This is a genomic window from Variovorax sp. CCNWLW186, assembly GCF_037203865.1.
GTDB lineage: Bacteria > Pseudomonadota > Gammaproteobacteria > Burkholderiales > Burkholderiaceae_C > Variovorax.
Window position 1 is genome coordinate 263063 of record NZ_JBBCBO010000005.1, and the last position, 22934, is coordinate 285996.

At 60.1% G+C, this 22934-nt stretch carries 21 protein-coding genes; 17 read left to right on the plus strand and 4 right to left on the minus strand.

Translation table 11 applies throughout. The features are described from left to right. The first annotated feature begins 1069 nt into the window (after window positions 1–1069). From V9K97_RS08900 to V9K97_RS08950, 11 genes are all read left to right on the plus strand, one after another. A complete protein-coding gene (locus tag V9K97_RS08900; RefSeq protein ID WP_125967002.1) occupies window positions 1070–1900 on the plus strand; it encodes a metallophosphoesterase in 831 nt (276 codons plus the stop codon). Continuing rightward, window positions 1897–2277: a DUF2384 domain-containing protein gene (locus V9K97_RS08905; protein ID WP_125967001.1), complete on the plus strand. Its 381-nt coding sequence runs from the start codon at window positions 1897–1899 to the stop codon at window positions 2275–2277. The genes V9K97_RS08900 and V9K97_RS08905 overlap by 4 nt, the downstream gene beginning before the upstream one ends. Then, on the plus strand, window positions 2274–2765 hold the full coding sequence (locus V9K97_RS08910; protein ID WP_125967000.1) for an HAD domain-containing protein: 492 nt from the start codon (window positions 2274–2276) through the stop codon (window positions 2763–2765). Before V9K97_RS08905 ends, V9K97_RS08910 begins: the two co-directional genes overlap by 4 nt. A gap of 20 nt (window positions 2766–2785) precedes the next feature. Beyond that, the gene (locus tag V9K97_RS08915) at window positions 2786–3721 is read left to right on the plus strand and encodes a metallophosphoesterase (RefSeq protein ID WP_125966999.1); all 936 of its coding nucleotides are present in this window, start codon (window positions 2786–2788) and stop codon (window positions 3719–3721) included. Between the two features lie 31 nt (window positions 3722–3752). Then, complete coding sequence (locus tag V9K97_RS08920) at window positions 3753–4205, plus strand: HAD domain-containing protein (RefSeq protein ID WP_125966998.1); 453 nt, start codon at window positions 3753–3755, stop codon at window positions 4203–4205. After that, entirely contained in the window at window positions 4202–5062 is an 861-nt protein-coding gene (locus V9K97_RS08925) for a metallophosphoesterase (RefSeq protein ID WP_125966997.1), read from the plus strand. Before V9K97_RS08920 ends, V9K97_RS08925 begins: the two co-directional genes overlap by 4 nt. Window positions 5063–5079: 17 nt before the next feature. Then, window positions 5080–5598 carry a type II RES/Xre toxin-antitoxin system antitoxin gene (gene parS / locus V9K97_RS08930; protein WP_125966996.1) on the plus strand — a complete coding sequence of 173 codons (519 nt, stop codon included), beginning with the start codon at window positions 5080–5082 and terminating at the stop codon, window positions 5596–5598. A gap of 1118 nt (window positions 5599–6716) precedes the next feature. Continuing rightward, window positions 6717–7480 (plus strand): IS5 family transposase gene (locus V9K97_RS08935; RefSeq protein ID WP_125966995.1). Its coding sequence is split into 2 segments (ribosomal slippage): window positions 6717–7032 and window positions 7032–7480, totalling 765 coding nucleotides; the frame shifts between segments, so codons are not numbered across the junction. Between the two features lie 29 nt (window positions 7481–7509). After that, window positions 7510–8919, plus strand: coding sequence for an IS701 family transposase (locus V9K97_RS08940; RefSeq protein WP_125966994.1), 1410 nt, complete (start codon window positions 7510–7512; stop codon window positions 8917–8919). A 22-nt stretch (window positions 8920–8941) separates the two neighbouring features. Continuing rightward, entirely contained in the window at window positions 8942–9415 is a 474-nt protein-coding gene (locus V9K97_RS08945; RefSeq protein WP_125966993.1) for a hypothetical protein, read from the plus strand. A gap of 565 nt (window positions 9416–9980) precedes the next feature. Beyond that, the gene (locus tag V9K97_RS08950) at window positions 9981–10418 is read left to right on the plus strand and encodes a helix-turn-helix domain-containing protein (RefSeq protein ID WP_125966991.1); all 438 of its coding nucleotides are present in this window, start codon (window positions 9981–9983) and stop codon (window positions 10416–10418) included. 322 nt (window positions 10419–10740) lie between these two features. Here the strand turns inward: V9K97_RS08950 and V9K97_RS08955 are convergent, their stop codons facing one another. After that, window positions 10741–11694: a LysR family transcriptional regulator gene (locus V9K97_RS08955; protein WP_125966990.1), complete on the minus strand. Its 954-nt coding sequence runs from the start codon at window positions 11692–11694 to the stop codon at window positions 10741–10743. 194 nt (window positions 11695–11888) lie between these two features. Between V9K97_RS08955 and V9K97_RS08960 the strand changes: the two genes are divergently transcribed. From V9K97_RS08960 to V9K97_RS08985, 6 genes are all read left to right on the plus strand, one after another. Continuing rightward, entirely contained in the window at window positions 11889–12842 is a 954-nt protein-coding gene (locus tag V9K97_RS08960) for an aromatic alcohol reductase (RefSeq protein WP_125967004.1), read from the plus strand. A gap of 143 nt (window positions 12843–12985) precedes the next feature. Beyond that, on the plus strand, window positions 12986–13162 hold the full coding sequence (locus tag V9K97_RS08965; protein ID WP_164547951.1) for a hypothetical protein: 177 nt from the start codon (window positions 12986–12988) through the stop codon (window positions 13160–13162). Window positions 13163–13516: 354 nt separating this feature from the next. Further along, window positions 13517–14488 carry a LysR family transcriptional regulator gene (locus tag V9K97_RS08970; protein WP_125966989.1) on the plus strand — a complete coding sequence of 324 codons (972 nt, stop codon included), beginning with the start codon at window positions 13517–13519 and terminating at the stop codon, window positions 14486–14488. A 389-nt stretch (window positions 14489–14877) separates the two neighbouring features. Continuing rightward, window positions 14878–17319 carry a CaiB/BaiF CoA transferase family protein gene (locus tag V9K97_RS08975; RefSeq protein ID WP_125966988.1) on the plus strand — a complete coding sequence of 814 codons (2442 nt, stop codon included), beginning with the start codon at window positions 14878–14880 and terminating at the stop codon, window positions 17317–17319. Between the two features lie 83 nt (window positions 17320–17402). Further along, on the plus strand, window positions 17403–18386 hold the full coding sequence (locus V9K97_RS08980; RefSeq protein WP_164547950.1) for a Bug family tripartite tricarboxylate transporter substrate binding protein: 984 nt from the start codon (window positions 17403–17405) through the stop codon (window positions 18384–18386). Beyond that, window positions 18383–19183, plus strand: a complete 801-nt coding sequence (locus V9K97_RS08985) for an enoyl-CoA hydratase-related protein (RefSeq protein WP_125966986.1) — start codon at window positions 18383–18385, stop codon at window positions 19181–19183. The genes V9K97_RS08980 and V9K97_RS08985 overlap by 4 nt, the downstream gene beginning before the upstream one ends. Window positions 19184–19510: 327 nt before the next feature. Here the strand turns inward: V9K97_RS08985 and V9K97_RS08990 are convergent, their stop codons facing one another. The 3 genes from V9K97_RS08990 to tnpC are packed head-to-tail and all read right to left on the minus strand — an operon-like array spanning window position 19511 to window position 22920. Further along, window positions 19511–20113, minus strand: a complete 603-nt coding sequence (locus V9K97_RS08990) for an ANTAR domain-containing response regulator (protein WP_125966985.1) — start codon at window positions 20111–20113, stop codon at window positions 19511–19513. Then, on the minus strand, window positions 20110–21288 hold the full coding sequence (locus tag V9K97_RS08995; RefSeq protein ID WP_337317584.1) for a transporter substrate-binding domain-containing protein: 1179 nt from the start codon (window positions 21286–21288) through the stop codon (window positions 20110–20112). The genes V9K97_RS08990 and V9K97_RS08995 overlap by 4 nt, the downstream gene beginning before the upstream one ends. A 45-nt stretch (window positions 21289–21333) precedes the next feature. Next, entirely contained in the window at window positions 21334–22920 is a 1587-nt protein-coding gene (tnpC, locus tag V9K97_RS09000) for an IS66 family transposase (protein WP_124962301.1), read from the minus strand. Between the last annotated feature and the right edge of the window lie 14 nt (window positions 22921–22934).

The following is a 22934-nucleotide window of genomic DNA, read 5'->3' on the forward strand; positions in this document are numbered from 1 at the left end:
AGTTGCGAGTCTCGCCAAGTACGCTGCCAAGTCTGACGTCGAAACAAAGGCCTTCCGGCGTCCGGGAGGCCTGATCAATTTGAGTGGAAGACGTTTGCGCTGGATGGCCCGGTTGAACGAGTCCAGCGTGGGGAAGCTCAATGCTTTCCAAGCATCGTCGGCTGAGACCAGCGGTCCATACTTTGCAAAGAGAAGCTCGAACGTACGCTGCTCGACGGTAGCGTCGTTCTGTGCGCGTTGTGCCGTCGAAGTCCCGGACTGGGACGGACTAGCAACTGCAGAGGGTGGCTGAGTGCTCACGAGCCAATTCTGATTTCGAAGCCATTTAAAGTCAAGAAATTCTTCCGTAAGTCATTGTCGCGGTTGAATATTTCCTTCGTGCCGTACTACTTTACGGAGAAACTAAATTCGCGGCAAATTTGAAAAAATCGGGCGCGATAAATTTCTTCCTGCACATGAAGATCAGCAGTCTCGTTCAGCCACGGAGTTGCGGAAGTTGCATTCAGAGCTTCTAGAACGTCCGGAATCATCGTCGGCCGGTTGCATGCTTGCTGTGTCTACAGCTAAGATGGCTTGACACAGCTCACTTTGGAAATCTGCGAATTCCCATGTCCGGCCCTTCTTTCACAACCGTCAAACGCGCCAGCATCGACGCGGGCGTGGCTGTGCACGTGGTGATTCGCTCGGAATGTTCAGGCCAGTCGGCGAACCGAATAGCGGTAGTGGCATCACCTCTGCTCGTCCCCGTTCACCAGTCTTAAGGAGCTGACGTTTGGCTCCTTTTAGGAGCTCCGAATGTTCAGCCGATATCGCTTCCTTCTCTCTCCTTGGGGCACAGCGCCCACATTGGCGTTTGTTGGCGGATCACACGCCGACTTGAAGCCGTTGATCTTTGCGATCAAACGCGTCGGAAGTTCACCTTTCGCGTCTGACGCATGCACTTCGCCTTCGAGACCGGCGGCTTTGTTCGGCCGATCTTCAGGTGGTCCATGTCGGTGGCAAAGCGTGGAATCTCCAGTTCTCGATAGCGGCGTCGTGAGTGTCCTGCAGAAGAAAGAGGGCTAGTGACGTGAAGCTGCTTATCCTTTCGGACCTGCACCTCGAGTTCGGTACCTTTCTCGTTCCGGAGGTCGACTACGACGTCGTGATCCTCGCGGGCGACATCTTCGTGCCCGGCTCCAAGGCCATGCGCTGGGCTCGCCGGCCGGAAAACCTTGGGGAAGCGGTTCCCATCGTCTTTGTGCCCGGTAATCACGAGTTCTATCAGGGCGTCATGCAGACGTCTCTCAACGAGATGGCACTGACCGCGGCCGCATGCAACGTGCATCTGCTGGCGCCAGGCGAAGTCGTGATCGCCGGCGTCCGGTTTCTGGGCTGTACCCTGTGGACCGATTTCGAACTGCCCATCCAGACCAAGGCCGGGTCTGTGGTCGACGCCGAGCGGGCCATGAAGGCGGCCAAGGTCCACCTCAATGACTACTCGTCCATCCGGTGGGCCGAGGTGCTGGCACCTTCCGATGCTCCGGCGGCAGCCAAGCCCAGGAAACGCCGATTGACGCCCGAGGACACACGGACGCTCCACTTCAGTGACCGTGCCTGGCTGGCCCAAAAGCTGGCCGAGCCCTTTGCAGGGCCGACGGTGGTCGTGACCCACCATGCCCCACACCGAAACTCGCTCGCGCCGCACTACCAGTCCGACTGGCTATCCCCAGCCTTTGTGAGCGAGCTTCCAGATTCCTTCTTCGAAGTGCCGGCACTCTGGGTGCACGGCCACCTCCACGAGAGCCACAGATACGGCGTCGGCAACTGCCGGGTGGTGTGCAACCCGCGAGGGTACGTGCGACATGGCCGAGAGCACGAAAACAAGCAGTTCAACCCAGAGCTGGTTGTCAATCTATGAGCTCCGTAGACTACCAACGTCTGGCCCAGCAGCTCTGCGAAGTGGTGGATGAGCGCCAGATCCTGTCGCCGGCGAAGTTCGTCGAGATGATGGGCCTGGATATCGCTTCGTTCGCCAGAGAAGCACATGTCCACCGAAGCACGGTCACTCACGCTCCCGGAACGCAGAGCATCCAGGCGCATATCCGCACGAGCCTGCAAGTGCTGGCTGCCGTGGCGACAGCCTCGGGAGGCGACCTCCAGGGCGCTATCTTCCGGTACAGGAACGAACCACTCGCACCGTTCAACTACAAGACGGCTGAAGCGCTGGTGGCCGAAGGGCGGGCCGCCGATGTGCTCAATCTCCTGAAGTCCATCCAGGCCGGGTTCGTTGGATGACATACCCGCGCACCACCCGCACTGACGACTCCAGCGCCCTGCTGTTCCTGGATGTCGATGGTGTTCTTCATCCTGTTGGTACAGACTACTCGTTCAGCAGCAAGTTCTTCAGCCACTTGCCGCTGCTTGAAGAGCTGCTTCGGGAGTTCAGTTCTGTCGAAGTCGTCATCTCCTCGGATTGGCGACTCGCCGACAGCGTTGAGCAACTGCAGCAGTATTTCAGCGATGACATCCGGGATCGGATCATCGGAGCCACGCCGCAGCTCGACCCCAACGCGGCCGTCCATCACCGGCGCCAGCTGGAGATCCAAGCCTGGCTCGAGGGGAACGGTCGCGGTGACGCAGAGTGGGTCGCGCTTGACGATTGGCCTTCAAGCTTTGAAGCAGGCTTCGAACGGCTCGTGCTCACCGACCCCAAGCGTGCGTTCGATCAAGACAGCTTCCAGGAGCTGCGCTCGCACTTCCTGCGGTTCGCGGTTGGCCGATGAACCGCTATCCGGCATATGAAATGAAACCACTCATTCCATCGGACCTCCATGCGCGACCCGAGCACGAGCGGTTCGCGCCAAAGCTGATGTTCTTCGGCGACCCCCACGGCGACTTCGACCCCGTGATTGCCGCGGTCGAGCGCTTTCAGCCTGAGGCGATCGTGCTGCTGGGGGACATTCAGGCGCGTCGACCTCTGCAGATCGAGCTGCAGTCGATCCTGTCCCTCACCGAGGTCTACTGGATACACGGGAATCACGATACGGACGGGGATTTGGACTACCAGAATCTATTCGAATCGGACCTCGCAGATCGAAGTCTGCATTGCCGCATCGTCTCCGTCGCTGGCTACCAGGTCGCTGGCTTGGGAGGCATCTTCCGCAGCAAGATCTGGGATCCTCGGCGGCCGATCGACGAGGCGGCGTTCCAATCGAGCGACGCCATGCGCCGAACCATGAAGAGCCATGAGCGGTGGCGCGACGGCATCTCCCGCAAGCACCGGTCCTCCATCTTCCCGGATGAGTACCAGCGGTTGCTGCGCAGCGGACCCGCTGACATCCTGGTGGCGCACGAGGCGCCGTCGGCCCATCCACACGGCTGGAAGGCGATCGACGAACTCGCCGTGAAGCTCGGCGTCCAGTTGGTGGTCCACGGTCATCATCACCGAAGCGTCGATTATGTCGGCGAGGGTCTGATGCCTGCCGCGGCGCCTTTCCGTGCCTTCGGGGTCGATACGGGATCGCACTTGACTTGGCCGCGCGATGAGCCTGGGCCGGGAGGGCCTCCACAAGACGTGCTCGATCTCGCTACTCAGGTGTTCGGCGCAGCGGCCCAAGCCTGGCTGGACAAGCCGCACGAGCTGCTCGATGGTCAAACGCCGGCGACGCTCGCTGTCGGGGGCGGCGCTGACAGAGTGCGATCGATGTTGATCGCGATTCAACACGGCGGTGTCGTATGAGGGCCGGTGGATATGGGCTAGGAGATTCAGAGTGATCCTGTTCCTCGACTTCGACGGTGTGCTGCATCCGGAAGGGGAAGATCACATTCTCAACGGTGGCGCCGACTTCTGCTTCCTGCCACGCCTGGAGGCATTGCTGCGCGAGTTCCCACACGTGAAGATCGTGATCAGCTCATCCTGGCGCGAGCAGCTTCTCTATCAGTCCTTGCTGAAACCATTCTCCAGCGACATCCGAGCTCGAATCCTTGGAGCTACGCCACACTCAGGTTTCGGGCTTCCACCGCCGTACAGGAAGCGCGAAGGAGAAATCCTTGCCTGGCTCCAGCTCCACGATGCCGTCGACGAACCTTGGGTTGCGCTCGACGATGCGTATTGGCAGTTCGACCATTGCAAGGACCATCTGGTGGTGTGCAGTTCGTTCGTCGGCTTCGACGACAAGGCGTGTGCCGAACTTCGCGCTCGCTTTGAAGGGGCATCCCGATGAAAGTGCTGATTCTTTCCGACCTTCACCTCGAGTTCGCCCCCTTCGAGCCGGTGCCTGATCTCGATTTCGATGCGGTCATTCTCGCCGGCGACATTCATTCACCGGCCAAGCGCGCCGTCCATTGGGCGGCGGATCGCTTTCGCGGCAAGCCGGTGATTTATCTGCTCGGAAACCATGAGTACTACGATGGACGAACTGACACGACATTGGCTGAAGCGCGCCGCGGGGCCGATGGAAGCAATGTCCATCTGCTCGACGGCGACGAACTGGTGATCGATGGCGTGCGCTTCCTTGGCGCTACGCTGTGGACCGACTTCGCGCTCGCCATCGAGACGCCTGAGGGTCCGGTCAGCGATGTCGGGCGTGCCATGAAGATGGCGACCAATCTGCTGAACGACTACGCGCTGATCCGCACGGTCGACGAGTCGGCGGAGCCCGATACCTGGCGCTACAAGCAAGGAAGAAAGCTCCAGGCGGCGGACACGCTTCGGATTCATCAGGCACAGCGCGCGTGGCTGCGAAACAGGCTTTCGGAGCCGTTCGCCGGACAGACAGTGGTCGTGACGCACCATGCGCCGCATCGCGGTTCACTGGCGCAGCGCTACGCTGACGATTGGTCCTCAGGCGCCTTCGTCACCGAGCTTCCGGATTCCTTCTTTGAAGTTCCCGTGCTCTGGGTGCACGGACACACACATCAGCAGTTCGACTATCGAGTGCGTTCTTGCCGAGTCGTGAGTAATCCGCGTGGCTATGTGAACTGGAGCGGCAGGATCGAGAACAAGGCGTTCGATCCTGCCCTGATCATCGACGTGAAACCTTCCGTCATTGAAGCAGCTCGTGGAGCTATCCAATCATGACTAAGGGGGCGTCCAAGATGACACGTCTGATCCCGCAGGCAACAGATCTGCTGCCTGCGAAATCGACGTCCGTCTGGACCACGAAGGTCGGATCGAAGAAACTCGCAAAAGCTGACTTCGTCAGCCTCTTCAAGATTGATCCCCTCGAGCATGTCGAACTGATCAAACACGGTGTACCCACATTCTTGATCGAGTTGGTGGCCAGTGAAATGAGCGTGTCGAAAGACAAGCTGCTCGCCATTCTTGGCCTGCCGCGCGCGACCATTCATAGAAAGGCCAGGAAGAATCAGCCTTTGTCGACCGAAGAGTCATCCAGGGTGCTGGGAATCAGTCGCCTCATTGGGCAAGCACAAGCCATGGTCGAGACCTCCGGAGATCCCGACGGCTTCGATGCGGCGACATGGGTGGCCCAGTGGCTCGATCAGCCTTTGCCCGCTCTCGGTGAGCGACGACCTGAAGAGCTGATGGACACCGCAGAGGGGCAGGCCATCGTATCGAACATGCTCTCCCGCGCCCAGAGTGGCGCTCACGCATGATGTCAGCGCTATGGCTTGTCGGAAACTGCTAGCGCTGAGTTCACCACCGATGAAATGGCAGACGTTCGCGCCGAGATCACCGGCGGCCACCGGAGCCGCATAGGCAGCGCCGTCATACGTGCAGTCGCGAACAGATCGCTCGGAGCAGTCCTCACGCATGCGGCATTGCAACCAATGCGACGCCCAGCCCGAGCAGCGCTGCCCGACACAACTCGTCTGGGTCACTGAGCACGATATGGTGGCTGCCCAACCAGAGAGAGATGAATCCGAGTTGATCCCGACTGAACTGCATGCATGCACCGCACCATGGCATTTCGACGGCAGAATGCGACCATCATTCGACCTTCATAAACAATCGGAGTCACGCCGTGAAACGAACGCTGACAGGTAGCGATGGTATGGCGATAGTCATACCAGACGGTTGGACGGCGCTGCAAGGCTCCGACGGGCGGATGGTTCCCATCCCACCAGGCGGTCGTGGTCTTCAAGGAAGTGACGGACGAATGGTCGCTATACCTTCCGGCGGTCGAGGTCTACAAGGGAGCGACGAGCGAATGATCGCCATTCGCTCAGGTGCGCAAGGGCTTCAAGGCAGCGACGGAAGAATGGTGGAAATTCCCAGCGGCGCTCAGGGAGTCCAAGGGTCTGATGGGCGAATGGTGGCAATTCGGAGCGGGTCTCGGGCCGTTCAAGGCTCCGACGGAAGAATGGTCGGAATTCCATCGGGAAAGAATGCCGTGCAAGACGCTCGAGGTCGGATGAGGGGCAAGTAAGAGCATTCCCCATGGCTGGGTAGTAGCCTTGAACGACTGTCATGGGACAGGCGAGTTTCGAGGTTGAGACTAAGGATTTCCCTGATCTAGCGCGTATTGATCCTGAATGTGGGCAAGTCTGTCTTCGAAAAAATAGGGATAGGCTATCTCGCATGAAGTGGACAGAATGCGCAACTTTCGGAGACGCCCAATGATCGAGGTCGCAGGTCTTGTTCTAGCGATAGTTGGTATCGCGTTCGCCTTTGAGACGCCTAGTCTTACTGTGTCATAAATGAAATAGTGCAATCCTCTAGGGCGTGTTAACACTACTGGCGTGACTCCAGGCTCATATCGGAAACTCCGGGTATGGAGATCACGCAAGCCCAATTCGAGCAGATTGCACATTGTTTGCCTACACAGAGAGGCAACGTCAGCCTGTCGAACCTGAGTGTGTTGAACGCGGTGCTGTATGTGGCCGAGCACGGCTGCAAGTGGCGCGGTCTGCCCAAGCGGTTCGGCAATTGGCACACGATCTATACACGCATGAATCGGTGGTCCAAGGCCGGCGTGCTCGATAGGGTGTTCGAGGAGTTGCAGCGTGCTCAGGTTGTGCGCATCAAGATCGAGGCCGTCTCGCTGGACAGCACGAGCATCAAGGTACATCCGGATGGAACTGGTGCGTTAAAAAAAACGGGCCACAAGCCATCGGCAAGTCCCGAGGCGGATGGAACACCAAGATTCATATGGTTGCCGCGGATGCTCGAACGGCCATAACGTTCTCGCTGTCGCCCGGGCAGGCACACGATGCGCCCGAAGGCCGGGCCTTGCTGCGTCGGCTGGGTGGGCCAACCCGCCCACTGCATCTGCTGATGGATCGTGCCTACGAAGGCAACGAGACACGGCAGTTGGCGCTGGACCTTGGATTCATCCCCGTAGTGCCGCCGCTGAAGACCAGGGTCGAGCCCTGGGAGTACGACCGAGAGATGTACAAGCGCCGCAACGAAGTCGAGCGACTGTTCCGGCGCCTGAAGGGCTTCCGCCGAATCTTCTCGCGATTCGAGAAGCTCGACGTAATGTTCCTTGGCTTCATCAGCTTTGCGCTGATCGCCGACGGACTTCGATTGTGTTAACAGGCCCTAGTCTTCGCACCGGAGGATTGATGAACGCAGTCGAGCGCTTCGATAGCTACCTGGAGCACCTGAGCGCAGGCTTGGGTCACACGGATCGGCACGCAGGCCTTCGTGGGTACTGCACGGGCCTGATGCTTCCCTTGTCGCGCAAGAGCGTAGAGCCCATGGCCGCGCGGGTGGATCCGACGCATGCCAGCGCGCGGCACCAAGCACTGCACCACTTCGTGGCCAAGGCCGAGTGGTCTGACACGCAGATGCTGCGGCGGGTGTGCCAGTGGGTGATGCCCAAGATGGACTTCAGTCAGGGTGGCTGGTGGATCATCGACGACACCGGGTTCCCGAAAAAGGGCCGCCATTCGGTCGGTGTCACGCGCCAGTACTGCGGGATGCTGGGCAAGCAGGACAACTGCCAGGTGGCCGTGAGCATCTCGCTGGCAAGCAAACAGGGCAGCTTGCCCGTCGCTTGGCAGCTGTACCTTCCCGAGGACTGGGCGGCAGATGCTGAACGCCGCACCAAGGCTGGCGTTCCCGATGAAGTGCGTTTCGCCACGAAGACGCAGATCGCGCTGCAGCAGTTGCGTACGCTGCTGGACGAAGGCGCACCGCGCCATTGCGTGCTGGCCGATGCCGGCTACGGCGTGGACAACGCCTTCCGCCAGGCGCTCAGCGACATGGGCTTGCTCTACGCGGTGGGCGTCACATCTGCCGTCGTGGTCTGGCCGCCTGGCGTGCAGCCGCTGCCACCCGAGCCTTACAGCGGCATGGGCCGCCCGCCAGTAATGCCCAGGCGCACGGCGACGCTACAGCCCATGAGCGTCAAGGCATTGGCGCAGTCGCTTCCAAGTCGGGCATTCCAGAACATCAGCTGGCGCGAGGGAACCAGCGACACACTGAACGGCCGCTTCGCGGCCGTGCGGGTGCGCCACGCCGGCGGCAATACGGGCAAGGCACGTCTGCGTCCCGAGCAGTGGTTGCTCATCGAGTGGCCGGCAAGCGACGCTGAGCCGAGCAAGTACTTCTTGTCCACCCTGCCAGAGGACACACCGATCAACGAGTTGGTCGACATCGCCCATCAGCGTTGGCGCATCGAGCGTGACTACCAGGATCTGAAGCAGGATTTCGGCCTCGGCCACTACGAGGGCCGAGGGTGGCGGGGGTTTCATCATCACGCCGCGTTGAGCATCGCGGCCTACGGGTTCCTCATGGCCGAACGCCTCGTCGCCGACAAGTCTGTCGGCGGTAAAAAAAACTTCATCGAACGCCAGGTGCCTACCCTTCCCGAGGATTACATCCCCCGCGGAAGTCCTGCGCGCGCAGCGCCACGTGCCGACGTCGATCACAACACTGCGCCATCGACTGAGCTACCAACTGATCGCTCGTCTCGGTCAGTGCCCCTGCTGCGGAAGGGCAAGCGCAAAGCTACTCTTGTGACACAGTAAGACTAGGACCAAGTTCCTCACCATGCTTGGCTGGAGAGCTTCAGCGCCTTCATCCGCGACATCTCAAGGGACGACCGTCAGCGCACTCTCTGGTCATGATCGCGAGCTTGCGAAGACCTTTCGTTCGCTCTTCGCTGACTCGGGTCTATTCCGGGAGTATCAACAGCATGACTTCTTGCTTCCATTCAGGGCGAAAGCCACTACCCCGCTATACACAGTTGTTGAAACTTGGACCAACGAAGCCCACTACTTCACGCACCAAGAACTTCGCCTTAAACAAGCCGCTTTCATCAAGGCAGCCAACGAATTGGCCGCGGAGCTGGTTCGCTACACCGTTCCAGACGGCAGAGGCTACGTTAGCGTGATTACACGGGATATGGATCCGGAGAACCTTCCAGCATATGTTCGAGATGAAGCCAAAGCTATTGACGCGAAGCTACCTGCATTTCTTCAATCGCATGAGCAGTTGCTCGCCACGTGCAATAGGCTCGCTTGACGCTCCTTTTGTCGCATGTGCAGGCAAAACCATCGAGCACTCCAACCATGGTTTTTTTCGCAAGGCGGCGGAGTTCCGCATACGTCGGTGAAACACTCCTGCCCTATCAGAGCGGCTCGAGATCCCAGCGCCTTAGCTGACTGACCGAGGTCAGCCGCAGCTACGCTCTCATTGTTCTTTTCTCTGTCTCGCCAGGAGTGTGGCCTCAACTAGGTGTCAAGCATGTCCCAATCGCTGCCCAGCGCCCAGCGCCCAGCGCCCAGCGCCCAGCGCCCAGCGCCCAGCGCCCAGCGCCCAGCGCCCAACGCAGCGCGGACAACTTCCCGGTAATCATGCCCCACTCGAAGTCGGTCCACGGCCCGACATTGCCGTGTCCGAGTTGCCGTTCAATGCGAATGGCGGCAGCGGCAGCGGCAGCGGCAGCGGCAGCGCTACGCCACACCGTGTCTACGGTCGTCCCCTGCGAATCCTGGAATTCCTCCCACTCCTGGCGCAAATTCAACTTCGGGCTCGCAGGCAACGCCGGCGGAGCGTCGGGGCTGTAGTGGCACGGCACAATGCGTCCATGCCCAACATCGCCTCAATCCTCAAAGCTGAAATCTCCCGCGTTGCTCGCAAGGAAGTGCGCGCCGAGATCGAAACACTCAAGAAAGCGTCCGTCGCACATCGCGCGTCGATTGCTGAACTCCGTCGCCAAGTGAATGCGCTCGAAAAGGAACTGCGTCGTGTTGCGAAGGGAGCAGCGCGCTCCGCTACGACGCCCGCTTCGGGCCATGAAGCTGCAGCGGGCCCGAAGCGCCGCTTTAGCGCAACCAGGTTGGCGGCACATCGCGCAAAGCTCGAACTGTCCGCAGCGAGTTATGGACAGCTAGTTGGTGTGTCTGGGCAGACGATCTATCACTGGGAGCAAGGGAAGGCTCGTCCGCGGGCCGCACAACTCGAACGCCTCGCGACAGTACGGGAATTCGGTGCACGCGAAGTCGCCGAGCGCCTGGCCACGTAATAGCACATAGGGCATGAAGCGTCTTGCCCCACGACTTCTAGAGCGAGGCAGGCTCGCGACGAATCAATGAATTGCCAGCAACCAATCTACGGATATGCGCAGCAAGCGACCCTGCGTGTAATGGGCCAGACAGGTCGGGCCGGGACGAGAACACTCCGATAGGGAGTGAGAGCACCAAGCTCGATGTTCAGATGGGAACTTCGTCAGCGAAAACTATCAGGGCCAGCGGGCATATCAGCCTGCATAACAAGCCGCACTGCAACCCTGCCTCCTGCTTCTTCACATTACTTGTGATCCGGGAGGCGCCCATATCGGACGTTCCTTAGGTGGGCCGCTGGCTCCGAGCCTGACGGCTTGTTTCGGCTGGCAAATGATTTCCCTTCAACTCGAGGTTGCCGAAGAGCTCGATCGTCCAGTCGATGAACGCCCGCATCGCCGGAGAAAGAAAGCTGTGATGCGGGTAGAGAAGTGATACGGGCACCGGCGCGGGCCGGCTGTCGGCCAGCACCTCGACCAATTCTCCGGACTGCAAATGGTCCGTCACCAGAATCTCAGGCAACTGCATCAATCCGAGGCCATCGAGGCCCAGCTTCATGTACAGCCCCGTCTCGTTGACCGCTACCGTGCCAGGGACTGGCACTGCGATGCCGACTCCGTCCTTGACGAAATGCAACTGGTTTTCCCGGCGCGTCGTGTTGGAAAAGTAGTGGACCGCTCTGTGTCGTTTGAGATCCTCCAGAACCTCGGGGACACCCCTTTCGTCCAGATAGGACGGCGCTGCACAGGTGATCCACCGCAGTTCGACCAAGCGGCGCGCGACCAACGTTGAGTCATTGAGGCTTCCAGTACGGATGACGCAATCGACTCCCTCCTGGATCAAATCCACCTGGCGATCATTGACTCCGATCATGAGGTAGATATCCGGGTACCGTCGTTGGAATTGCTCCAACTGCGGCAGGATCAATGCATGTGCAATGCCGCCCGGCATGTCCACGCGCAGTCGCCCCTGCGGACGATCGGCGGAGTGCAGACTGGATTCAGTGTCGTCGATCAGGTCCAGTATTTCGCGGCAGCGATAGAAGTACCGCTCACCTTCTGGCGTCAGGCTGAGGTTTCGGGTCGAACGGTTCAGTAGGCGTGTCTGCAGATGTTTTTCAAGCCTCTTGATGATGTCGGTGACCGATGACGCCGGCAATCCCAGGGTCTCTGCTGCGCGCACAAAGCTCTTGCTTTCGACTACACGAAGAAATACCTGCATTGCTTGTACGCGATCCATTGTCTTGTCCTGCTAGCGATAAAGGAAAGCGGCGCCACAAACCGGCATTGTTCGGATTTTCTGAATATGGAGAACGGCCAGGGCTGCTTTTTCTGTGTTGATGCCCCCGCTACAGTGCGTGCACATCACACGTACATGAGAAATCAACAATGCCCGATCGAGACCGTCAGCTGCCAGTGCCGCCAAGCCATACGATGAACCCAACAGATCCTAACGCCACGTCTCAGAACATTCTCGTGCTCGGTGCGGGGGAGCTCGGCCTCCCGGTGCTACGCAACCTGGCACGCCGCGCGAAGGACGTGGCCGGTGCGAAGATCAGTGTGCTGCTGCGCGCAAGCGCAGTGGAGTCCAGTGCACCAGGCAAGCAACAAGACATCGCCGAGATCCAAGATCTCGGAATCGAGATCGTCATAGGCGATCTCGTGAAGAGTTCCATCGATGAGCTCGCCGCAGCGTTCGCTCGATATGACACGGTCATCGGCTGCGCGGGCTATGCAGCCGGAATCGATACGCCAATGAAGCTGGCGCGGGCTGCCTTGCAGGCGCGAATCCCGAGGTACTTCCCCTGGCAGTTCGGAGTCGATTTCGACGTGATCGGTCGCGGCAGTCCGCAGGACATCTTCGACGCGCAACTGGACGTGCGCGAGTTGCTGCGTAGTCAGCAGCAGACCGAGTGGGTCATCATCTCGACCGGCATGTTCATGAGCTACCTGCTCGAGCCGGAATTCGGTGTTGTCGACCTGCAGAACGACGCAGTCCACGCTCTAGGCAGCCTCGACACCGCTGTGACGCTGACGACGCCCGATGACATTGGAGCGCTGACCGCTGAGATCGTGTTCACCAAACCCCGTATCCGAAACGAGATCGTGTATCTGGCCGGTGACACCGTGACCTACGGGGAGGTCGCTGACAAGCTGCAGGCGGGCCTCGACCGCCCCTTCAGTCGTTCGGAGTGGAGCGAGCAGTATTTGCTGGATGAGCTGGCGCGTGACCCGCACAACATGATGCGCAAGTATCGTGCGGCCTTTGCTCAAGGGCGGGGTGTCGCGTGGGACAAGAGTGGAACGTTCAATCAGCGGCGCGCCATCCCGGTCACCGACGTGGCGTCGTGGATCAATGCAAACCTTGCTTCGGGCCGCGGCAAGTAGTCGTGAGTCCGACCCGACACCATCTAGGCAAACTTCGATGAGGCGATCCTTGGTGTCGACGGCCGCCTGGACGCCCGAGGGCTGATCCCAGCCGGCTGCTTCCATGGAGCGCGCGGATCAGTGCTCTGTTCGAGTTGCTCCTGATGGCGATCGACCTCGGCTGGAGCGAGGTTGCGATCTCGCTGGATGACCAACTTGAATTTGCTGCTGTCGATGGCCACGACGCTCAGGGAGAACGGCTTCGGGCTTCGAATTGCGGCACATCAGACGTCACGTATCGGGTCGTCTCCGGCGACGAAGTTGTGAAGGCACGGCGATAGCAAGGTGACTTGGCTTCGATCCTCGCCTGCGAGGATTTGCTTCATGGCTCATCCCGGCCAGCCGCGTTGGCGGTTCAGTCCTGTGTTCACAGATGCCGGCATCGGGAATGATCCGCGTCTGCTCGGTCGAAAATCTGTGCACAGCAATCACACATCGTCAGTAATCGGCAGGCTTGGTGCGCCAAGGGATTACAAACCATACGATGCGCTGGAGAAAGTCTCCTCGATCCATTTTTCAAACGCGCGAGTTGAAAGCGAAGTGGAATTACATTTGTTGCATAGAGCTCGTACTGAGGCATCTTATCGGCGTGCTTAATTGCAATACGCCGATTTGTGAAATCAGAGGTATTTCAGATGCACCCTAAAAATGCGACCCAGATCCAGCTCAATCTTACATCTGACCTTCGCAAATGGCGTGCCTTTTTGGCAATTGCAGAGCTTGGAAGTCTGACACACGCAGCGATCTTTCTTGGCACGAGTCAGTCGCATCTGAGTCGTCACCTTAACTCGTTAGAACGTGATTGCAAAACTCGCCTATTTAATCGCACGGGGCGCGGCCTAACTCTATCGGACGTCGGATTACGCATTTTCCCGATTGTTAAAGACTTGCTTTCTGATGCGGAGCAACTCGAAACTGAAATTCATGGTGATGCACTCGAGCCTGCAGGTCTTGTCACCCTAGGTTTGCTGCCATCTATTGCAAGCGCTATCGCATTACGCTTGTTCGAGCGTGTGCGAGAACGATATCCCGCCATTCAACTCAAGGTGCAAGAAGGTTCTAGTGGCCAAGTCGAGGAATTGCTGACCGGGACGCGAGTCGACATAGGAATTTTGTATCGGTACAGCGACCTTCCATTAGAAGGCGAACAGGCTTTGGCGAGAATCGATAGTTATCTCGTGGGCCCACCTGGCGATCGGCTGACCTCAGCGACGGCGATCCCGTTTTCATCGTTGCACGGATTGCCCTTTATTTTACCTAGTGCTCCGAATGGCTTGAGGGCGGCACTCGACAGGCTTTCGCGACTAAACCATATATCGCTTAATGCCGTGATTGAAGCTGATTCTCTGCCACTCATGCGGGCTGGGGTGGCAGATTCAGGTTTATACACCGTATTGCCGATTCACGCCGTTTGGTCTCAAATTCAGGAAAACCGCCTGCAGGCTGTGAAAATAATTTCGCCTGAAGTCAAGCGTATCGTTTCGATGGTCCTATCGAGGAAGAAGGGGCCCGCTCGCGCTGTATCGGCGGTCGCCAAAGAAATCACAAAAATCATTGAAGACCAGAGGAGGGAGGGTATGTGGGACCAAATCGGTGATGGCGATTAAGTCTGCGGCTCCCGCTCCAACTGGTTTGCTTGTTTGCGCAATGCAGGCTTGCGCGCATTGTGTGCACAGTAGATCCGAGCTTCCTTATGCTGATCGCCAGTGGGATGCCAAGCGCCGAATTGAAAAAGCCACGCTCTTTCATGTCGCCTGATTTCTGGATCGCCGTATGGGCTCCCACCCAACGAGACATATCTGGAAAGAAAATCTATGGCTGTGCTTACGCCGCCCCTTGCTCACCGAACGCTTGAGGCAATTCCCCCCCTACACGCTTTTTGCAGCGGCATTAATGCTGCAGCAGTTAAACAAAAGAGATTTTCAACGTTGGGCGTGCAGTCAGGGCATGGCCAGTCTGACCGCCAAGACGGGGCACGACTCACGGGGCTGGGGGCATGACGTCAGCGCGATCTGCTCTTTCCGAACTGCGAGTGCTAGAAATCGGCGATCTACCTGCCGGTGCCCTTTGCGCTCGCATGTTCGCTGATTTCGGCGCGGACGTTGTGAAGTTGGAGCCCTCTACCGGCGACCCAGGGCGCCTCATTGCACCTTTGATCAACACAGGCGAGGGGGAGGGCGAAGGCGCGTTTTTCTCCTTTCTCAATACACGAAAGCGCAGCGCACTCCTCTCTCGCGAAGCCCTTGCCAACCTATTGGTCGAGGCTGACGTCCTGATCGATTCGCTTTCGCCGGCTCAGCGTCAGGAGCTGGGGGTTGACCATTCAGCGCTCGCAACGTCGAATCCATGTCTTGTCATCGCCGCCATGAGCTGGTTTGGAGACGACGGTCCGTACAGCGAGTTCAGTGGCAGCGACGCAGTATGCCGAGCCCTTGCCGGTGGCACCCAATTGGTAGGGCCCAATGAAGGCCCGCCAACTGCGCTGTACGACTATCAGGCTGGCCTTGTCGGCGGACTGACCGCGTTCATCTCCACACTTTCGTCCGTGCAGGCACCTTTGCGCCGTGGACGACGGCTCGAGTTGCCGCTGTTCGACGCGGCTATTACGCTGGCCGACTACAACGTCGCGCTGAGTTGGGCGACAAACGGACTGGATGAACGTTGGGGAGTCAACCGCTTCTCACCCAATTTCCCACTCGGTATTTACCGTTGCAAGAGTGGTTGGGTGGGAGTGACCGTCGTTACTCCAGTCCAGTGGAGGACTTTTTGCTCGATGCTCGGCGTGGAAGATTTGGGGAGCGATCCGCGCTTCGTGGAGCGCAGCGGTCGATTGCAATGTGCTGACGAACTGGAGGCTCGCTTCGTTTCCCGCTTTCTGGAAAAAACTGCGGAAGAATGGTTCTCCCTGGCGCTGCAGAGAATGCTTCCGCTCGTTGTGGTTCCAAGCATCGAAGAATTGCTGAATACGCCCGAGCATCGTCGACGCGAGGTCTTTGAGACTATTCGTCACGGTAGCCGCACACACGAGCAGCCTGCTTCTCCGCTACGGTTGCAGGGCACGCCGCCGCTGCGTGGCGGTTCGGTTCCCGCGGCGTGCGCAGACGAAGCGCGTTGGCGCGAATCTTCACAACCACGCGCCGAAGTACCGCTGGATCGCGGCGATTCACGCGCGCCGCTGGCTGGCATCCGTGTTGTCGACCTGTCCATGGGTTGGGCTGGCCCACTCGCCACACGTCACTTCGCCGAACTTGGTGCCGACGTCGTGAAGGTTGAGGCTTGCCAATATCCCGACTGGTGGCGTGGGGTCGACGACCGTGCGATTGTCTTTGAACAGCGGTTGTACGAGAAAAGCCCCTACTTCAACGTGCTGAGCCGCAGCAAACGCGGCATCACACTCGATCTGACGACGGAGGAAGGTCGGCAGCTGGTGAAGGCGCTCGTGAAAGACGCGGACGTCGTTATCGACAATTATTCTGCTGGCGTGCTCTCGAAATTGGGTCTTGACTACGTAGATCTGAAGCAAGCCAATCCGGAAATCATCATGCTGTCGATGCCGGCTTTCGGCACTGACGGACCATGGCGGGAATGCCGAGCCTACGGCTCCACCCTTGAACAAGCTTCTGGACTACCCATGGTGGCCGGGCGTCCGGAAGATCCGCCTTCAATGGTGCACATCGCGTACGGCGATCCGATCGGCGGCCTGCATGCGGCGTCAGCGTTGCTAGTGGCACTCTTTCACAAGCAGCGGACTGGGTGCGGTCAACGCATCATTCTTTCGCAGGTCGAGTGCATGATGTCCATGGCGGCGCCGTGGATCGTGGAGCAGTCCGCCAATGGCTGTGTTGTTGACCGAATGGGCACCCGCCACCCTCATCATGCGCCCCACGGCTTCTACCGCTGCATGGGCAAGGACGAGTGGTTATTGGTTGCCGTCACCGACGACGTCAAATGGCTGCAACTGTGCGAAGTGATAGCCAGGCCCGACTTGGCGAGCGATAGCACGCTGGCCACTGCGGCAGGGCGGCGCGGGGCGCTTCCCCGTATCGACGATGTCATAGCCGCTTGGACGGCCACTCGCACGCCGCAGATGGCGATGGAGGAGCTGCAGCGTGCGGGTGTTCCGGCTGGGGTGAGCCGTCGACCCTTGGAACTGCTGAACGACCCTCATCTCAAGGCGAGAGGCTTCTGGCAGTGGATCGACCGGGAACTGGTCGGCTTGCATCCTCAGCCTTCTCCACCTTATCGCGATTCCCTGGAAACGCTTCCCCCATTGCGTCCAGCACCGACGCTCGGCCAGTTCAACCACGAAGTCTTGAGCGATCTGCTGGGCCTCGACAAGACCCAAATCGACGCGCTGCAGGAGGCTGGCGTCATAGGAGACCGGGCGGTCAGGCCAGAGTTTCGCAAGTCGCGGGCGGCCAGCGGCCGATCGACCTGACCTGATCTGAAATGCATGCCCGTTTTGCAGGGCCATCGCTGGATGTCCCGCTGGCTGAAATTCAACTCAAAAGGAGACACGTTATGTTCATCAAAAAGAATCAACCACGCTGGCCGCGACAGAGCATTCTTGCTTTGACATTGGGAACTCTTGCGCTGGCGGCTTCAGCGCAAGACTACCCAACAAAGCCGATCACTCTCGTCGTTCCCTTCCCACCCGGTGGAAGCACCGACGTGCAAGCACGGCTGGTCGCGCGCGGGCTGCAGGCGCAGCTCAAAACGCCGGTCATCGTTGATAACAAAGCGGGAGCCTCTGGCGCCATCGGCACCCGTTTCGTCGCCAAAGCTGAAGCCGACGGCTATACGTTGTTGTTCGGCAGCACATCCTCGCTCGCGGCAGAGCCTGTGCTGAACGACCAGGCCGGCTTTGATCCAGCGAAGGACTTCGCCATGGTCAGTCTTGCGACTGACCTGCCATGGCTCCTGGTCGTCGAGTGCCGCAATGGCCCGAAGACTGTTGCGCAGTTGGTCGAGGCGGCACGCGCCAAGCCGGATGCGCTCAACTATTCGTCGGTGGGCTATGGGAGCGCGAGCAATCTCGTGGGAGAGATGTTCAAACAGAGCAGCGGCATCAAGGCGTTGCACGTCCCCTACAAAGGCGAGGCACCTGCAATCACAGGCCTCATCGGTGGCGAGGTGCAGTTTACGTTCGTCAGCCCGGTTGCGATGCCCCACATCACTGGGAAGCGCATTTGTCCCCTGGCAGTGACAGGAAGCAGCCGTCTGCCGCTGCTGCCTGATGTCCCGACCTTTGACGAAGCCGGGGTCAAGAACATGAACTTCAACGTCTGGTACGGGATCGTAGCGCCCGCCAAAACGCCAAAGGCAGTTTTGGAAAAGCTTGAGCGAGCGGCCATGAACGTCGTCAAGACGCCGGAGTTCACGAAGTCAGTCTCCACCTTAGGTGTGACTGGCGTAGGCAGTACGGGTGCCGACTTTTTGAAACGTTTGCAGTCCGACCAAGCGACCGTTCGCGCGCTCTCCAAGGTTGCGAGGTTGAAGGAATGAACGCCTCCTCGATTCAGGAACTGCAGTACTGCCGCGTGGAACATCGTGGGCCCATCACCCTCATCACGATTTGTCGGCAGGAAGTAAGAAACGCACTGCATCGGCCTGCATGCCTTGAACTTGAAGAGGTGTTCGACCGTTTCGCCGCAGATCCTTCAGCCTGGGTGGCGATCATCACCGGAGAAGGCGACAAAGCGTTCTGTGCTGGCAATGACTTGAAGTTTCAAGCGGCGGGCAATGACAACACCTGGCCGCCCAGCGGATTCGGTGGTCTGACTGCTCGGCATCAACTTGAAAAACCCGTGATCGCAGCTGTGAACGGCGTCGCGTTGGGTGGAGGCTTCGAGATTGCTTTGGCGTGCGACCTGATCATTGCAGCCGAGCACGCGGAGTTTGCTCTACCTGAGCCGCAAGTTGGGCTGGCTGCAGTCTGTGGCGGACTCCTGCGTCTGCCACAGCAGATCGGACTCAAGCAAGCGATGGGGATCATTTTGACAAGCCGGCGCGTTGGAGCCACCGAAGCGAAGTCTTTGGGCTTTGTCAACGAAGTGGTACCCAAGGACCAAGTGCTCCCAGTGGCAATTCGCTGGGCACAAGAAATCCTCAAGGGATCGCCACTTGCCATCCGTGCATCAAAGGCGCTGGTAAACGCCGGCTTGTGGGACCCGGAAATTGATCGAACGTATCCGAAGCAGAAGCAATTGCCGACGGTCGCTGCTCTGTACTCTAGCGCCGACAGGATCGAAGGGCCCAAGGCTTTTGCGGAGAAGCGCAAGCCGGTCTGGCAGGGCAAATAAATCAGCGAAAAGCGCTATGGGTTAGCGGATGAGGAAATTTCGCGCTCGGCCTGGGAGTTGCTGCGAGGCGGGAGCTAGTCGAGCGCAGCCGGCGTTGACGCGCGCAGGCTCCAGTAGTCGAGCAGCACGCGCGTGCTGATAAAAAAGCCGGACCGCGCACCGGCGAGGAGGCAACAGCGCGGCCAACATCTACTTGGCCAACGTGAAGAACGCCGATGCGGTGAGCTTCACGGTCAAGCTGCGCTCGGCAAGGCTGTGAACCAGCAGTCCACCACGCCGGGCGCTTCCCTGGCTCACGATCGTCGAGGACGGGCGCGCGCTGCAGGATCACATACCCAACGCTTCGGTGGCTTTCAGAACTTGACGAGCCACACTCTCGATCGGCTCGCGTTGCAGCATGGCTCGTTCGCGCAGGACCTCGTAGGCCTCGTCTTCCTTGAGTCGACGCGCATCCATGAGTGCGCGCGTGGCTTTGTGAATGACTTGCTGGTGGGCCGCCTTCTGCTCCAGGCGCTGGATGTAGTGTTCCCTCGATCGGCGTTGCTTACTCTGGTGCAGTGTTAGTGCGAGTGCGGTCAGTACGCCAGCAGGTCTCACGGGCGAAGCAATCGTCGTGAATGCGTTCAAGTGCAACACCGCCGCAAGGGTGATTGGATTCTCGAACGCAACGATGGGAATGACGGGAGGTGAATTCGGCCTTTCGAGCCACGGGCAGGGTTGCGACAGCGTATCCGGGTGAACGGACATGAGCACCATGTCAGTACCTTGCGGCAGTGTTTCCAACAGAGGCCATGCGCAGGTAAACGAACACCCGATGCGCGAAAGCTGGGCCGTGAGCTCCTCCCGATCTCCGTCATCGGGGTGGACCACCAACAGCCGCAGCAGGCGGATGTCCTTGAAAATGGCCTGGCTGTCGTTGATCCTCGTCATGCGGCCCCCACTGCGACCTTGCCTGCTGCGCCGTTGTATCGCGGTTGCGAGCGACCTGCCCATGCAGGCGGGATGTGCGACATAACGTAAGGGTCCGCGATCACGGGTTCGGGCGCTTCCGCCAGGATGTCGAAACTGCCGTTGGCGTTGCAACGTCCGATGCGGGGGTTCAGGTGGGTGTGGTGGTTGTTGCCGTCCACGCGGATCCGCCCTTGGGGTGCGTTCATTTCCAGGCCCGCCATGGCGCGCGAGATATGAACCGGCTCCGTGCTGCCGCACGTGCTCATGGCTTGGGCGAGCAAATGGGTTTGCACGTAAGCCGCCTCCCAGCAGGAGTTTGTGCGCGCGTCGGCCCCGAAACGCTGGCGATAACGCTGGATGGCCTCGCGGTTGGCTTCCGTGTTCACTGACTCGAAGTAGGTCGAACAGGTGATCAGCCCCTCGGCCAGTTCGGCGCCCATGGCCTGGACGTCGGCCTCGCAGCTCATGTGGCTGGCGATCGGCGTCACTTGACGATCGACGCCGGCACGGTCCAGGGCTCGGTGCAGCCGGGCCATGCCTTCCCCCACCACGGTGGAGTAAATGAAATCGGCACCACTGCGCTGGATGGCCTGGGCCAGAGCTTCGTAGTCATGCGCACTGGCATCAAGTGGCAGGTAGGCTTCCAAGGCCTTGCTGCCGCCACGCTCGTGGATGAGTTCGCTCATCACGCGGTTGGCTTCGTGGGGGCACACGTAGTCTGATCCGATCAGGGCGACGCGGCTGCCATGGCGTTCAAGCATGTAGCCCGCCAGCGGCAAGATGTTCTGGTTGGGCACAGCGCCGCCGTAGAACACATTGCGGCTGAACTCGAAGCCCTCGTAGGCGGTGCCATAGAACAGCAGTGCGTCATGGCGCTCCACCATCGGAATGACGGCCTTTCGGCTGCTCGACATGTAGCAACCCATGAACAGACGAATGCCGCGTTCGATGATGAGTTGCTCACTCAACTGCCCATACAGGCGCGGGTTGGAGGCGGGGTCGACACACACCGGGATGATCTCCCGGCCGAGCACGCCGCCGGCGTCGTTGATGAGCTCCATGGCCATCAATACGGCTCTGCGCTGCGTCTCCTCGACAGCTGCCGTAACGCCGGTTGAGGAATAAAGAACGCCGATCTCTATGTAAGCGCTCAATAGACCACGCCCTTGCGTGGCGCGTGACCGAGGCTCAGGAGCGGCCTACTGGCCGCCCAGCGCGATGTTCCAGGGCAGCAACGCCTCGTAGTCGTCGACGGTCTGTGCCAGCGGAAGCTTCTTGAACAAGGCGACGAGGTACCGATAGGGCTCGATGTTGTTGGCCTTGGCCGTCTCGATGAGCGAATAAAGATTGGCACTGGCGTTCGCGCCGCCGACGGTGTCGGCGAACAACCAGCTTCGTCTTCCGACGACGAAGGGCCGGATCGCGTTCTCCACCGGATTGGAGTCCAGCGGCCAAGCTGCGTTGTCCAGGAACCGCACGAGCTTGGGCCACTGCCCGTGCAGGTAGTGCAGTGCCTCGCCCAGCAAGCTCGACGGCGCGACGGCGTGCAGGTGCGTGAGCAGCAACCGCTCGATGTCGCGCACGACAGCGGCGCTGTAGCGCGAGCGCAGCCGCAGCCGGCGCGCAGGCGTCCAGTCCCTGGCCAAGGACTCCGCACGGTACAGCTTGGCAATCAGCCGCACGAACCGGGTCGCGAGCTGGTCGGGCGAGCGGGCTGCCTTCGGGATGGACTCCTCGGCCTTGATGAACGGCCGGCGTGCGTGAACCCAGCATCCAAGGTGCGTGAGACCGCCGGCCCTCGCAATGCCGTTGTAGACCTCGTAGCCGTCGCTCATGAGCGTGGTGCCGGGGCGGATGCCGGCATAGAGTTTCTCGGCGTGCACGGCGCCGCGCCCCGGCGCATAGGCGAACAGCCGCACTGGCGGACCGGTGCCGTTCATCTGCGCCCACATGTAGCTCTTCGTCTGTGCCTTGCGCCCGGGCTCCTTGAGCACCTGGACCGTGGTCTCGTCGCCGTAGATCAGGTCCGAGTCCAGCAGGTGATCGCGCAGCAGGTTGATGATGGGCTGCACGGCCCGGCCGATGCGCACGACACCGGCGGCCAGGGTGTTGCTCACGATGTCGCCGCCGAAGCGGCGCAGCAGCGCAGCCGTGCGGTACAGCGGCATGCCGAACTGGTACTTGCCGGTGATGACCCAGGCCTGGGCCTGCTCGGTGAGCAGCCCGCGCGGGATGATGCGCGCTGGCGTCGGCGCGACCCTTAGGCTCTGATCGCAGCAGGGGCAGGCGTACTTGATGCGGTGGTGCTGCAGCACACGCACCTGCTCGGGGATGACGTCCATCTGCTCGCTGACCTCGGCACCGATCTCCACCAGCGCGTGCCCGTCATGGGCGCACACACGCTCGGCCTCGGGCAGCTCGTGGCGCACGATCTCGCGCGGCAGTGCGGGGTCCAGCGGCTTGCGTCCACGCTTCTTGCGCTGATGCCCGGCGACCGTTGTCGACTCCTCTTCGTCGGTCTCGGCCTGCGGCGTCTGATCGGTGGGTGCGAGGGCCTCGGCCTCGTTGAGGAACAGGTCCTTCTGATCGGTGCCGCGGGCTTCGCTCTTGGCCGCGAACAGCTGGCGCTGCAACGCCTTCAACCGCTCCAGGGCGAGGTCCCGCTCGGTGGTCGCGACTCGCAGCGCGCCGGCCAGCGCATCGCGCTCGGCAATGAGCGCGGCAAGTTCTTCAGCGGTGATCGTGGCAGGGGCGGGTGGTGGCGACACGCCCGCTTGGATCGGCATGCCCCATCATTGTT

What these genes read in the sequence shown, in the direction of transcription:
- V9K97_RS08975 (WP_125966988.1), top strand. Translation starts at nt 14,878, where the DNA reads ATGACGTCAGCGCGATCTGCTCTTTCCGAACTGCGAGTGCTAGAAATC.
- parS (WP_125966996.1), top strand. Translation starts at nt 5,080, where the DNA reads ATGACACGTCTGATCCCGCAGGCAACAGATCTGCTGCCTGCGAAATCG.
- V9K97_RS08925 (WP_125966997.1), top strand. Translation starts at nt 4,202, where the DNA reads ATGAAAGTGCTGATTCTTTCCGACCTTCACCTCGAGTTCGCCCCCTTC.
- V9K97_RS08915 (WP_125966999.1), top strand. Translation starts at nt 2,786, where the DNA reads ATGAAACCACTCATTCCATCGGACCTCCATGCGCGACCCGAGCACGAG.
- V9K97_RS08910 (WP_125967000.1), top strand. Translation starts at nt 2,274, where the DNA reads ATGACATACCCGCGCACCACCCGCACTGACGACTCCAGCGCCCTGCTG.
- V9K97_RS08955 (WP_125966990.1), bottom strand. Translation starts at nt 11,694, where the DNA reads ATGGATCGCGTACAAGCAATGCAGGTATTTCTTCGTGTAGTCGAAAGC.
- V9K97_RS08965 (WP_164547951.1), top strand. Translation starts at nt 12,986, where the DNA reads ATGGCGATCGACCTCGGCTGGAGCGAGGTTGCGATCTCGCTGGATGAC.
- V9K97_RS08970 (WP_125966989.1), top strand. Translation starts at nt 13,517, where the DNA reads ATGCACCCTAAAAATGCGACCCAGATCCAGCTCAATCTTACATCTGAC.
- V9K97_RS08960 (WP_125967004.1), top strand. Translation starts at nt 11,889, where the DNA reads ATGAACCCAACAGATCCTAACGCCACGTCTCAGAACATTCTCGTGCTC.
- V9K97_RS08950 (WP_125966991.1), top strand. Translation starts at nt 9,981, where the DNA reads ATGCCCAACATCGCCTCAATCCTCAAAGCTGAAATCTCCCGCGTTGCT.
- V9K97_RS08990 (WP_125966985.1), bottom strand. Translation starts at nt 20,113, where the DNA reads ATGACGAGGATCAACGACAGCCAGGCCATTTTCAAGGACATCCGCCTG.
- V9K97_RS08945 (WP_125966993.1), top strand. Translation starts at nt 8,942, where the DNA reads ATGCTTGGCTGGAGAGCTTCAGCGCCTTCATCCGCGACATCTCAAGGG.
- V9K97_RS08905 (WP_125967001.1), top strand. Translation starts at nt 1,897, where the DNA reads ATGAGCTCCGTAGACTACCAACGTCTGGCCCAGCAGCTCTGCGAAGTG.
- V9K97_RS08980 (WP_164547950.1), top strand. Translation starts at nt 17,403, where the DNA reads ATGTTCATCAAAAAGAATCAACCACGCTGGCCGCGACAGAGCATTCTT.
- V9K97_RS08985 (WP_125966986.1), top strand. Translation starts at nt 18,383, where the DNA reads ATGAACGCCTCCTCGATTCAGGAACTGCAGTACTGCCGCGTGGAACAT.
- tnpC (WP_124962301.1), bottom strand. Translation starts at nt 22,920, where the DNA reads ATGCCGATCCAAGCGGGCGTGTCGCCACCACCCGCCCCTGCCACGATC.
- V9K97_RS08940 (WP_125966994.1), top strand. Translation starts at nt 7,510, where the DNA reads ATGAACGCAGTCGAGCGCTTCGATAGCTACCTGGAGCACCTGAGCGCA.